This window comes from Planktothrix pseudagardhii, assembly GCF_904830925.1.
GTDB classification, from domain to species: Bacteria; Cyanobacteriota; Cyanobacteriia; order Cyanobacteriales; family Microcoleaceae; genus Planktothrix; species Planktothrix tepida.
Genome location: NZ_LR882967.1, coordinates 6492325 through 6505797, shown reverse-complemented (window position 1 = coordinate 6505797; position 13473 = coordinate 6492325). Strand labels below are relative to the sequence as shown.

The 13473-nt window shown below is 36.2% G+C and carries 10 protein-coding genes; 3 read left to right on the top strand and 7 right to left on the bottom strand.

Annotated elements, in window-relative coordinates:
* Positions 1–65: 65 nt before the first annotated feature.
* Entirely contained in the window at positions 66–1139 is a 1074-nt protein-coding gene (locus tag NMK36_RS28105) for a glycosyltransferase family 4 protein (protein WP_072717481.1), read from the top strand.
* Positions 1140–1250: 111 nt separating this feature from the next.
* Here the strand turns inward: NMK36_RS28105 and NMK36_RS28100 are convergent, their stop codons facing one another.
* Both NMK36_RS28100 and NMK36_RS28095 read right to left on the bottom strand, forming a co-directional pair.
* Complete coding sequence (locus NMK36_RS28100) at positions 1251–1991, bottom strand: calcium-binding protein (RefSeq protein ID WP_254175132.1); 741 nt, start codon at positions 1989–1991, stop codon at positions 1251–1253.
* A gap of 102 nt (positions 1992–2093) precedes the next feature.
* Positions 2094–3959, bottom strand: coding sequence for a hypothetical protein (locus NMK36_RS28095; RefSeq protein WP_254175131.1), 1866 nt, complete (start codon positions 3957–3959; stop codon positions 2094–2096).
* Positions 3960–4281: 322 nt separating this feature from the next.
* Here NMK36_RS28095 and NMK36_RS28090 point away from each other — a divergent pair, with 322 nt between their 5' ends.
* On the top strand, positions 4282–4779 hold the full coding sequence (locus NMK36_RS28090) for a LuxR C-terminal-related transcriptional regulator (RefSeq protein ID WP_072717487.1): 498 nt from the start codon (positions 4282–4284) through the stop codon (positions 4777–4779).
* Positions 4780–4887: 108 nt separating this feature from the next.
* Here NMK36_RS28090 and NMK36_RS28085 read toward each other — a convergent pair whose 3' ends face one another.
* From NMK36_RS28085 to NMK36_RS28065, 5 genes are all read right to left on the bottom strand, one after another.
* Positions 4888–5196 carry a type II toxin-antitoxin system RelE/ParE family toxin gene (locus NMK36_RS28085; protein ID WP_072717489.1) on the bottom strand — a complete coding sequence of 103 codons (309 nt, stop codon included), beginning with the start codon at positions 5194–5196 and terminating at the stop codon, positions 4888–4890.
* A gap of 2 nt (positions 5197–5198) precedes the next feature.
* The gene (locus NMK36_RS28080; protein ID WP_072717490.1) at positions 5199–5456 is read right to left on the bottom strand and encodes a ribbon-helix-helix domain-containing protein; all 258 of its coding nucleotides are present in this window, start codon (positions 5454–5456) and stop codon (positions 5199–5201) included.
* 320 nt (positions 5457–5776) lie between these two features.
* A complete protein-coding gene (locus tag NMK36_RS28075) occupies positions 5777–8008 on the bottom strand; it encodes a hypothetical protein (protein WP_072717491.1) in 2232 nt (743 codons plus the stop codon).
* 6 nt (positions 8009–8014) lie between these two features.
* Positions 8015–9931: a GtrA family protein gene (locus NMK36_RS28070; protein ID WP_245824166.1), complete on the bottom strand. Its 1917-nt coding sequence runs from the start codon at positions 9929–9931 to the stop codon at positions 8015–8017.
* Between the two features lie 6 nt (positions 9932–9937).
* Entirely contained in the window at positions 9938–11614 is a 1677-nt protein-coding gene (locus NMK36_RS28065) for a hypothetical protein (protein ID WP_072717494.1), read from the bottom strand.
* 258 nt (positions 11615–11872) lie between these two features.
* On the opposite strand from NMK36_RS28065, the gene glmM reads away from it, so the two are divergent.
* Positions 11873–13348: a phosphoglucosamine mutase gene (gene glmM / locus NMK36_RS28060; protein ID WP_072717495.1), complete on the top strand. Its 1476-nt coding sequence runs from the start codon at positions 11873–11875 to the stop codon at positions 13346–13348.
* Positions 13349–13473: the final 125 nt, after the last annotated feature.

Below are 13473 nucleotides of genomic sequence, written 5' to 3'. Positions count from 1 at the left end.
ATCCAATGAGCCTTAAAAAAAAGGTATAATAAATCAATAAATCTTGTAAATTCCACCCTAAATCAATGACTCATTCGTTGCTGATTAATTTATCATTTTTAATTCCTGAACCTACAGGAATATCTGTTTATGCAAGTCATATTTTACCTGCTTTAAAGCCCCTTAAACTCCTATTATTAGTTTCTCAAGAAAAACCGGGTTATTCTTGCTATTCTGTTCCGAATAATATGACTCCTGACCAAGGAACAAAAGGACATCTGAGACGGTTACTTTGGACACAGTTTAAACTTCCTCAAATTTATCAACAATTAAAGGGAAATTTGATATTTTCTCCTATTCCAGAAGCCCCGTTATATTGTGGGTGTCGGTCGATTGTCATGGCTCATGATTTAATTCCGTTACGGTTTCCGAGGCGAGGATCTCGGTTAACTGCTTATTTTAAATATTATATTCCCCTTGTATTATCCCAAGCCGAACATATTGTCTGTAATTCTATCTCAACGGCTCAAGATTTAGTTAATTTTTTTGACATTCCTGAACAAAAAATAACACCTATTCCCCTCGCATATAATCCGCAGAGATTTCAATTTTTAGATTTGCCAACTCGTAATTATTTCCTTTATATTGGTCGTCATGATGCTTATAAAAATCTATCTCGATTAATTAATGCTTTTTCTAAGTTAAAACATTTATCCGAATATGAATTATGGTTCGCTGGCCCAACGGATGAAACCTATACACCTGAACTCAAAAAGCAGGTTCAAGACTTAGAATTAACTCAACAGGTGAAGTTTTTAAATTATGTTCCTTTTGAACAATTAATACCCATGATTAATCAAGCCATTGCTGTTGTTTTTCCTAGTCTTTGGGAAGGGTTTGGTTTCCCGGTTTTAGAAGCAATGGCTTGTGGGACTCCTGTGATTACTTCTAACCTTTCTTCTTTACCTGAAGTGGGGGGAAATGCAGCATTATATGTTAATCCTTATCAAGTAGAAGAAATTACAGAAGCGATGGAAACTCTAGCAAATAATACAGAAATGCGATCGCATTTAAGACAATTAGGATTAGAACAAGTTAAACAATTTAGTTGGGAAAAAACAGGACAAAAAACAGCAAAAGTGATTCAACAATATTTATAATATCTCTCGTTGCTAGGTTCAACCTAGCAATACCACTTTGCAGGCTCCGCCTGTTCTTAAGAGGAGACAGAGCCTTGGTTTCCAGTTCCTAGGTAGAACCAGAGAAAAAGATTATAAACTATTGCTAGAAACAGGAGTAGTAGGGATATCAGGAATACCAGGGATATCAGGAATACTAGGGATATCAGGAATTACATTTGTAGTTGTTCCCCCAAAACTAGCAGCCGTCAAATTACTAACAGAAATATTATTAATTTGGGCTAATTGTTCTCCTGTGCTTTGAACAATAACTAGGGTATTTACTGATGAGGGTTGCAACAGAATATCATTAAATGTCACGCCGTCAGGCAGTTTAATAATATCAATGTTATTTTCAAAATCAGTAATTACATCTAAACCGCCATCTGTAACTAAAACAAAGGTATCTTTTCCCGTTCCTCCTGTCAATGTATCATTATCTTTGTCTCCTGAAAGAATATCATCTCCGGCATCTCCAAACAATTGATCACTATTTTTTCCCCCATATAAACTATCGTTACCTTCTCCTCCTCTAACAATATCTTGATCTAAATCTCCTGCTAAGAAATCATTCCCACTTCCTCCATCGAGAATATCATCTTGTTTGCCACCTCTAAGGGTATCACTTCCTCCATTTCCAATTAAGGAATCTAAACCCGTATTTCCATTAATAAATTCACTATTTTCTGAACCGATAACAGTATCATTTCCATCCAGAGCTAATACACCACCAGGGTAATTGTTTAGTTGTCCAGAAGATAGAATAATTGATTCTGCGGTGTTATCTCCAACTAGGAAAGATATACCGTTTTGATTGCTTGGTTGTAGTGCCATAGTTATTCAACATTAAAACAAAATTTTTTCAATTTATTGTAGAGTGAGCCATGCCAAACTTATGTTAAATGACATAAGTAGAGTTCCTCTTATTTTTTTTAACTAATACGCAACAAGAGCACCATTGTCTAATCGAAAAGAACTATCGATAGACCATGTATTAGATGATTTTTCACCACTTAATGTAGCTTCATATTCATTGTAATTAAACCAATTATCTTCAACAGACCAAGGTTTATCATTCCCATTCATTCGATCTAAGCTAAAAAGTTTTCCAAAAGTTGGAAATTCTTTATTTATTAAACTTGCAAAAAAGCCCATGACATCATTGTGTTGATCGTTAGTTCCTGTAAGGTTAATGGCAAAAGACTCATCGGCTGTTTTAGCTACATAATCATTCCCAAGCAGACTACTTTTGAATGCCCAAGACCACTCTGAAACATCCTCAAATTTACCAGCAGGACTGTATCCAGCTAGATCACTAGCTGGATCTAAAGCAACAAATTTATTTACACCTCCTAATCGATTTGCAATTTCCCATCCCACATAAGAACCAAAGCTCTGACCGACTATATTGATGTTGTCCTTAGATATTCCCCATTCATTCAACTTGTTTTTTACAACTTCTGCTACATTTGGAATCCAACCAGCAACATCGGGAATCCACTTTCCATTATCTTTGGTAATTTCACTCCAATCAACCATAAGGACTTGATCATTTTGTTGGTATCCGTCAATTGATTGAGGTAATCCTTGATCTGCTACGTTCCCTGGATCATGCCCAAATCCATGAATAACTAACCATGTTGGTCGGTTTTGAATATCAGATGAGCCATCAAAACGTTGTATAGTAATTGGATATGATTCTGAGCCTTTAGTAACGGTTGCTGAATTAGATATTGTTGTTGCTGAATCAGGTATTGTCGGCTCCCAAGAAATATCAACACTAGCATTACCTGTTACATCATAAGACCAAAAATCAACCCGATAAGTACCAGTTTGATCAGGGGTAAAGTTATACTCTTTGGCTTGCGGGTTATTATCGTCATACTGCTGCCATAAGTATTTGTTTTGTACTGTGTCATAAGGTGTAATAACACCGTTTAGTGTCAACTTTTGATCTTTAGGTCGAGCGGTTACTATAATTCCGTTATCTGCATTAACTGTAAATTTGTAAGTCTTTCCGGCTTCAAAATCAGCGTATGCAGCACCCTGCACAGCAAAATAGTCAGAGTTATTACCATCAGAAATGTTACTATCGTCAAAAGGAGATCCAAGACCCCAATTAATATAAATACCGTCCTTACCATCGGGTCGATTCCCCTTTTGAATCGTGTTACCATTTGGTTGATACCAAAAATCAGATTCCTTGTTCCTCCAGTCATCATAACGCCAAACGTTCCAGTCGGATTGCAGATTCATTTCGAGAACAACATTTTCTCCATCCAGTATCACAACAGCCGCATCATCATCAGTCTTTAACGTTTGAATTTGTTCAGGACTTAATACTTTACCTTGAACAATATTGCTAAAAATTTCGCCTTCATCCCCAAGAGAATCGCTAGAATTAAGTCGAGGATCAATAGAATGTCCAATTTCTTCTAAAACTACGCTGACAGCCTGATTAACGTTGCTACCTGTCAAAATATCTTTAGCTAGGTAAATTTGATTTGTAGCCTCTGCAAACCCGCCAGAAGACCCATTAATATCGGCTGAAGCGACAATTTTAATCGGGGCAAGGGTGCTAAAATTTCCTGTAAGCCATTCTGTGGCTAAGGTTTGTGCCTTCTGGATATCCCAAGTGTCGCCAAAAGGGAGCTTCAGTTGTTCAACGAAAGTGGGATCACTCGCAAACAGTTGGAGTTGCTGATAGACTTTGGGCATCACCTGTTCTGCTAAAAAAGCGTTAGTCTCCGCTAAAGATGTGATAGCGTTGGCTGATGTAGGGTTAGGATTAACTTCAAACATGGTAGATTCTCTGGCTAGGTAAAAACTAATCAAACGTTCAAAATTGAAATGTATTATTTCTGCTATCGATGGCTAAGTAGCGACTTTTACGCCAAACCTCAGTATGGGTTACAAAAGTTTACGTTCTGATTGGATCAACTCATATCTTTTCCGTCCTAAAAACTGCCTATTCATAGGGAATTGGCTTTTAGTTTTAGGGTTTTCTCGATCATTAATGTTTTAGCGGGTTAGTTTTAGAATATACCCGTCTAAACTATGACACAACTAATAAAAGCTAGTATTTTACGCTATGCTTACGTTAGTCAAATCATCCAGATCAACCATGAATACTAAAGATGAGATGTTTTCTGAGGCTAGTAACTTTTGGGATTTACAAAAACTGTATCAAGACCTAGAAGCAGTAAAACGGCTATTGTCCCCACGTTCTCGACAGGGGTTAACTGAAACGGAAAAACTTTATCTGAGGGGACTATTGTGTGGTTATAGTCCGGCCGAAATTGCTAAAAAACTATTTCAAAGTCCTAAAAGCGTGGAAGTTTACCTTTGTAAAACGTTATATCCTTATTTAAAAAATCTTTTAGATGTTCCCTCTGAAGTTGGAAATTGGCGTAATATTTGTAACTGGTTAAATGATGCAGGTTATAAAAAGTTATCTTCAGGAGAAAACTTATTCAATAATTCATTACCTCAAGAAGCTTTGGTTAAAATAATAGGAATTAATATACATAAAGAAAATACTATTTCAATTGATATTAACCTTCAACTTCATTTCCCCTCGAATCTAAAGGGTGATGAATCTAAAAATAATATTGATGAATAATAAGCGGTTAATGAGGAGGTTATCAATTACTGGGGATTAAGCCCTGAAGGGCTTACTACGTTTAAAAAGTCCGATTTCAATTTACTAGAAACTGGATGTTTTCAATTTTCATGTTTCATCTCCAAATTCTTCAAACAAAGCTTTTAAATCTCTTCTTCCATAAGCTACACGGACAATATCAATTCCATCTTTACGGGGATAATAAAACACAATATAGTCATCAACAATGAAGCCACGCAGATCAGATCCAATCCAAGAATAGTCTTTACCCATATTGGGAAAACTAGAGACTAACTTACATTTTTGTCGAATAGTATCAAACAGTTTACTGGCAGCTTTAACATTAGTTTGACCAATAAATTCACAAATTTCATTGATGTCTTTAACTGCCAGTTCTGAGAAAAAGTAACTACCCATCTTTAACGTTCTTCCATAGAATTTAACTTTTCTTGTAATTGTTGAAAAACTAATTCACCATCAACGACTTTTCCTTCACGAATTTGCTGTGTTCCCTCAGCAATTTTTTGCCTGAGTTCAATCAGTTGCTTTTCTCTTTGATCATGTTGATCTAAAAGTTGAAAGGCTACAGTTAATAAATCATCCACACTTTTATATTTACCTTGTTGTAATTTTTCAAGAATAAATTTTTCTTGATCTGGCTTGATTGCAATCTGCATTTTTATCTCCTTGTCTTTAAAATTAATTGATAACAACTAGCAAGGTTAGATTCTCAATTTTGAGTTTTGGATTAAATCACCTAACAGATATATTAACATAAATATCAAAAACCGTAGTAAGCCCTTCAGGGCTTTCTCCATTAAAGTAATCCCAAATTTTAATAAAAATTATTTGAAATCCCTAAATGTTTGCTACAAATTCCCCCCTGTAGAGACGTTGCATACAACGTCTCTACAGGCGGTTAGAGGGGTTCATCTTTAGCAATTATATAAGGTTTCATATTATTTGAAAGAGTGGGAAGCAAGCCCAAAAACGGAGGTTAGAGGATAATTTCTAAATTAAAACTCTTTCCAATTTGAGTGAGTTGATTGTTTTGAGTGTCATAACTCCAGACTTTCATCTGATGGTTTCCTGGGGGTAAAATTGCTGTAGGAACTCGAATCATCCAGCCTGATTTTTCATATTTGGGATTAGATAAAACTTGAACTACATCGGGTCTAGGAATATTGACTTGACCGACAGCAATTAATTGATTGTTTTCTCCTAAACTTAAATAAACTGCATCCGCAGGTTTTGATTGTTTAGGAAGAATTGACCACCCACTAAGGGATAAATCATCGCGTTGATGAATGGGTTGAGTGGGAATAGATTCTATATTACCATTTAACGTTTGAGTTTGAGTAAATTTTAACGGTTGATTATTGCGTTTCCAAAACCAATGAGATTGAATGGTTTTATAAGGTTTATAGGTGGTTAAAACGTTTTGATAAATTAAAGAAGCGGATTCAGATTTTAAAATGAGATCCCAAGGATTTTGATACCATAATTCATTGGTTAATAATATAATATTGGGTTTTATTTCGTTTAATTCTTGAATGACTTGCTGTTGTGCAACAGTCGGTTTAGCATAGAGAACATAACCGTATTTAGAACAGGAAGGTTTATTAAATAAATAATACCATAATCCTTCAGAAGTTAAGGTATAAAAGCAAGATTGTTGATCAATTTCAGGTTTGAGAGTTTTCCACGCTTCTAAATAATCTGGTTTTAACAGTTTTTGATCAGAAGTTGATAAAGCGTCAGGAAGTTGAGTGAATTTTTCCATCCCCTTAACCAGATTAAAACTGGGTTCTGTTAAGATAATTATAGTCAAAATCAGAAGCATTAATATCTGTTCAATGGGAGTTATATTAAATTGAGATAACTGCGATTCTATTTTGTTTTTATAGCCTATATAAATTAGATAAAATGCTAAAAAAGCCGTTATTAATGCACCATGATAGGCGTGTCCTATATCGCTTCTATCGAGAGTAATTCTCATGTAAACGGATGCAGCAGTTAGGAGTAAAATAATCAGATAATTGTTTTGGATAAAAGAACGAAATTTAAACTCATGATTTTTGAAGTCTAAGAGGAGATAAACTAAAACCGCACTTTGAACAAACATCGATAACCAGAAATTCTGTGAAGTCCAAGTGAGTTCTAAGGGAGGAAGGGGAATAAAGGAAATATAGCGTCCGTATTTTCCCCAATATAAAACTTGAGAGATAATAGCATTAATTTGATCAAAACCTAAGAGGATTAAACTAAGGATAGAAACAAGAATAATTCCAACGAGTGAACCTCTGAACCATAAAATAGTTGTTTTTTTAGGTAAAAATAATGATAAAATAGAAGCACATAAATAAACCGCTATAAAATATATTGCTCGATCATAAATATAGAAAAAACTACTGGGAATTGATGCTCCAATTAAAACCGATAACCATTGTGCTTGGTTTGTTCGCGTTTCAGCTATTCTAAAAAACCGTAAGGTTAAGGCTAATTGAATAATAAAACTGGTTCCTCTGCGTCCATCGAATTTATAAAAAATTCCATCGAAAACACAAAATAAAATACAGGATATCAAAAATATTTTTAATCTATTTTTATGAATGTTAGCTAAATTAATTAATTCCCACAATATCCAAAAATAGCCTAAACAGGTGATCACATTTTCTAAGTTAACAAATAACCGAGTTAAAGCGATTCCATTATCTTGAGTGGCGAGATTTGTAGCTAACCAACTGGGAAGAACATCAACGCCATACCCATGAATTAAAATAGTATTGATAAAGGGTTTTGGAAGTTGTAGAAAGTTAGGTAAAAAGCCTAAAAATTCTCCTTCATGAAACGAATCCTTTAAGGTTGAATTAATTCTAAATTGGTTAAAAGGAGTATTAATTAACCAAGTCAGGAGTAAAATAGAACTGACTCCTATCCAAGTATAACGATGGTTAATAACCTCTAAAATTGCTGTTATTGGTTTTTGCTTGAGGTTTAAAACCAAAGTAGCAATTAAGGGGGGAGTCAGAAGTAAAATAATATATTTGAGATAGTCTGTATAGGGACTAATATTCTCAATACTGGCTAAAGAAATTACCCCAGTTTGATTATTTCCAAAAGGGATTTTAATGGAATTGACCCAAGGAACTAGAATTAACCAAGTCGCTAAAGTAATCACGAAAATAGCGGTTAAATTAACCTTAGCTTGTTGTTTTTGTTCAGACATTGTTAATTAAGATTGCAGTTCAGAAACTTGATTAGATGATTGATTTTGGGATGAAAAGGAATACAATTTATGTCCGGTAAAACTAATCATAGCGACACAAGCAGCACTCGCTAAACGAGATAGGGTTGGATGCCAACCTAATTCATTTATTAACAGTTGTAATAGCCCTAAATTAGCTAATAAACTATTTAAAGCAACCGTCGCAAACACGCCATATTGGACAAACCAATTTTTCCAATACACTCCAAATACAAACCGACGACTTAACCAAAAGTTGGTACTTAATCCCAAAAAATAACTAATTCCTAATGCAAAAACATACCATAATCCCGACTGGATGAGAATCGAAAAAACGAGAACATCAACAACCGTAGCCGCGCCGCCTGTGAATAAATAGCCGCCAAATTCTCGTAAAGTTTTTAAGGTTTGACGACGACGGGATAGGCGAGTATTGGTTGCTGCGGTTGTGGCGGCTTCTGCATGAGCTTCTTCCACATATTCACTATCACTATTAACATTCCAGAGGTTATGTTTACCGGGAGTTACAACGTTCTCCGCCGCAAAAATTCCCATTAATAAACTATGGTCTTGATTATTATACTTAAAAGCACCATAGCGTCCCACTAATTGCAAGTTTTGAAAGGTTTGTAAATAGCCTTGAATTTCTGATAAAGCAGACTGGTAATTTCCAGCATAAATAGGATAAGTTCGAGGTAAACGAACAATAAAGCCATCAGAAATTGCTTGATTTTTTAATAATCCAATTTTCCTTAATTCTTTTTCGGCTAATATTCGCAGTTCATCTTCTGGACATTGCCATAAATCATCGCCAAAATTACACCAATATTCACAACACAGGGGGGTTTGTTGAGTATTGGCTAACATTTCTGGCGACCAGTTAGCAAAATTTGTGACTCGTCCAACTTGAACTCTGGGGTCATTAATATATAACCAATTATCAGGAAAAAGATTTCCACCTTCTACCATTAAATACACTAAAATTGTATTTCTAAATTTAAGCGACTTAGCAGCCTCGATAACTTTTTCAGGGGGGGAAGATTGCAGTTGCTGAATAAAATGTGTCAGAGGAATAGAAGAAATCACACCCCCACAAGCAACGGTGTTTTCCTCCTTGGTGATGCGGTTTCTGAGGGTAATATGGGTGACTTGGGAATTTTGATGATGAACTTGAATAACTTCTGTATTTAATAAAATGGGTTGTTGATGTTGTTGTAAATAGTCGGCAATTTTTTCATACAGTTGACCCGAACCTAAACGGGGAAATTGAAACTGGTCTATGAGATTTTTAACTTTTCCATCATTGCCTAAAATAGCATTTTTAATCGCTTTTGATAAGGATAAACCTTTAATTCGTTGTGCAGCCCAATCTGCACTAATTTCTGTACAGGGAATTCCCCATAATTTCTCGGTGTAACCTTCAAAAAATATCTCAGATAGGCGTTTTCCAAATTTATTTTCAACCCATTCTGCAAAGTTATTAGTTTGAGATTTAGGAAATAATCGAACAGCTAAATAGGAGATAATAATTCTGAAAGTTTCAACTAATCCTAATGCAGATAAAACTTGTTTGGCTTTTAAGGGATAACTAAAATATTTTTCCCCATAATAAATCCGAGTCAGACGATTAACCGTAACTTGTTCATCTCCTAAAACCTCATCCCAAAGTTGCAAAACCGGAGCAATTTTTGTATAAAATCGATGGGGGCCGTAATCTAAGATAAAGCCTTGATATTCTATACTTTTAGCTAATCCTCCCACTTGACTATCACGTTCAACGACAACAACGGATTGACCTTGTTTTGTTAATGTATAAGCCGCTGCGAGTCCGGCTGGGCCAGCACCTAAAATATAAATGGGTTCCATCACACCTAATATTATCGTTGGATAAATTGTCTCTATCATACAAGATTAGTTCGATAGTTTAACAAACTGACCCGATGAATACAACAATAAATCCTGAAAACGGCTAGGATTGTTCAAATTTAGGGTGTAGGATTGGGGTTGTACATTGTTGATGTGATAATCTTGAGTGACGACTGTATTTTTGGGCGTGAGAAAAAATGTGGTTTGGGGATTGGATAATTGAAATTGATATTGATTGAGTTGGGGAGAATTAACAAGAATTTTGTCAGTGGGTTCTAGCAGCGTATTCATCATAACCAATAAAATGTTATCGGTATAGAATCTAACTTTTTCAAAGGGTTTATCGGTTGGTTTTTGCTCAAATTGAACGTTAAAGCGATTCTCAGGATCAAAAAGATAAAGACCTTGAATTAATCCGGTTCTGTATACATAAGCTCCTCTATAGTTATCGGGAACACTGGTAATTATAGGTGATTCTATAGGAATTTTTTGCAAACTAGATAATAAACTTTGAGAGAGTTCGCCTGCAAATTTCCAGTTTTGGTTAATAGAATGCAGGGATAATCCTAAACTGACTAATATAATCGAGGATAGAATTAAAGTCAGTTGAAAATTACTCACTAAAATTGTGATCACTAAGGCGATATAAATAGAGGTGAAACTAGAAGCCCAATATAAATAACGTTCTCCTTGGGTATCAAAGGGAGAGACAGAAACATTAATAGCGGGTAAAACACAAATCCAAAATCCGACAATGAGTAAAATTAAGGTTTGAGGAATTTGAGAGTTTAGTTGATGTTTATAATAACTTAAAAGGAAAACCAATAAAGAAATTAAAATAATGCCTATAAAATCTATAATCCAGACGGTAAAACTAGAAGCGTTAAATTGAGGAGGTAAAAAGCTACGAGGGGGATAAATAATTAAATTGTATAAAATTTGAATGGGATTAAACTGAAGATGAATACCTTTTCCATATCCCCCGATAAAGGTTCCTAACTTTAGATATCGGCAAACAAAATAAAACCCTAAGAATATTACATAAAATGAAACGATTGTCAAGAGTTTATTCAAAGTTCGAGGTTTTTCTTGTAAATATTGGTAGAGTTCATAGGCTAAAATTAACCCTGGAAAACTGACAATTGATTCCTTACACAATAACGCGGCTAAAAAGGCGGCTAAAGATATCCATAATTGTAAGGGTTGATAAAATTGTTTAAAGGTTAAATAAGTTGAAAAGGACAATAAGGCAAAAAACGTAGCAATAACATCCGTCCGAGCAGAAATCCAAGAAACAGCTTCTGAATGGGAAGGTAATAATAGAAAAATAAATCCAGCAAAATACGGAATAAATCGTTTTAATTTTAATTCTAATCTTAAATTTAAACTTAATAAATAGGTGATTCTTCCCACCAAAAAAGAATTTCCTAAATGAAAGCCAAAATTAGTGAGATGGTAGCCAAAAGCATTTAACCCCCAAATTTGATAATCTAAAAAACTAATTAATCCCAATAAAGGTCTAAAAAATAACGATTGACCGTGTTGTTGATTCATCCATAATCCCAACGGCCCTAATTTAGACAATAAGGCAATTAAAACAAAATCATCTGAGAGAAAAAAACTATTAAAAATGTTAGAATAAGCCATCACCCCCGTTAGGGTAATAATTCCCATTAAAATCATTGAATAACGATAGACTTTAGAGAAAGATTTTGTCTTCATTACCGTGCTAAAATTTAGGCAAGCCTATTTGAGGTAGGTTTATTTAGTATCGAGTTTGGAGGTGTTCCTGTCAAGCCATTAATCTGTCTAACACTATTGAAACGTTTGGTAAAATATAAATTTTCAACGCATAGTATTAAATGAGTGAATTTTTTACCTCGTCATTGTACATATCTTTGGCTAAAAGACTTCACCTCCGTTTCTGACGTGCTATGCTCCACAAAGAGTGTGTGAATATATTTAAGAAGAGTGAATTTTATGGTCGCAATACCCCCTCAAACCCAGAACTTAAGTTCTTTCCAAAAAGAAGTCAACACCGCCCAACCTCGAACCATATCTCATTTCGGCTTTACCGATCAAGTTGGGGAACTCCCCAGCACCCCCCTATTTGGAACCGATGGTATCCGGGGACGGGTTGGAGGACTCCTGAGTGCCCCTCTGGCTTTACAAGTGGGCTTCTGGGCGGGTCAAGTTTTACGACAACAAGCCCAGCATCCCGGCCCGGTCATTTTAGGCCAAGATACCCGCACCTCTGGCAATATGTTAGCAATGGCCCTTTCTGCCGGATTAATTGCAGCCGGGTTAGAAGTCTGGCACATTGGAGTTTGTCCCACACCGGGAGTCGCTTATTTAACCTCCCAGTCTGAAGCCCTGGGTGGAGTGATGATTTCCGCCAGCCACAACCCCCCAGAAGACAACGGAATTAAATTTTTTGGAAAAGATGGTACAAAACTATCCACCGCCCTACAACAGCAAATAGAAGCCGGAATTAGAGGAAATGCCGATTTTCCGATTGTTTATAGTGACTGCGGCCAGCACTATTACCGTCCAGAACTGATTCAACAGTATGCCCAATCTCTACATGGGCCGTTACTCCCCCTCACCAATTTACACCGAATGCGGGTGGTTTTAGATTTAGCTTGGGGCGCCGCCGTTCCCCTCGCCGCCCAAGTATTCACAGAAATGGGGGCTGAGGTGATTTGTCTCCATGATCAACCCAATGGCCATCAAATTAACGTTAATTGTGGGTCTACCCATTTACAACAGCTACAACAAGCAGTTTTAGAATATAATGCCGATATTGGATTTGCCTTTGATGGAGATGCAGATCGAGTTTTAGCGGTTGATGGTCAAGGGCGGGCTGTTGATGGAGATTATATTCTGTATTTTTGGGGCCAAACCCTCAGCCAAGCCGAACAACTCCCCGACAATTTAATTATTTCAACGGTAATGGCTAACCTCGGTTTTGAACGAGCTTGGCAACAGTTCGGGGGCCAATTGATTCGTACCCCCGTCGGCGACCAACACGTTCACGCTGAAATGAAACGCACCGGGGCGATGTTAGGGGGTGAACAGTCGGGACATATTCTCTGTCACCATTATGGAATTAGTGGGGATGGGTTACTGACGGCTTTACATTTAGCAGCCTTAGTCAAACGTTCCGGTCAATCTTTAGCAGAATTAGTCAATCAAAGTTTCCAAACCTATCCCCAACTGTTAAAAAATATCCGAGTTGAAGATGTGTATCAACGCCGTCATTGGCAAGAGTGTGAACCATTGATGAAAACCATTGAAACCGCAGAAGCTGCGATGGGAAATCAAGGCAGAATTTTGGTTCGTGCATCAGGAACAGAACCCCTGATTAGAGTTATGGTAGAAGCAAAGAGTGCAGATTTAGCCGACTATTGGGCAAATCAGTTAGTATTAGTCGTTCAGCAACATTTAGCCGTTTAACGTTTTTTAAATACAGACTTTATCGCTGGTCAGGAAGAGTTCGATTATCGCACCATCCGCCAGCGATTTCGTTTGTTGTTTTTCCACAGCCCCTTAAAACTTGATCTATAATGAAGGCTAAATTT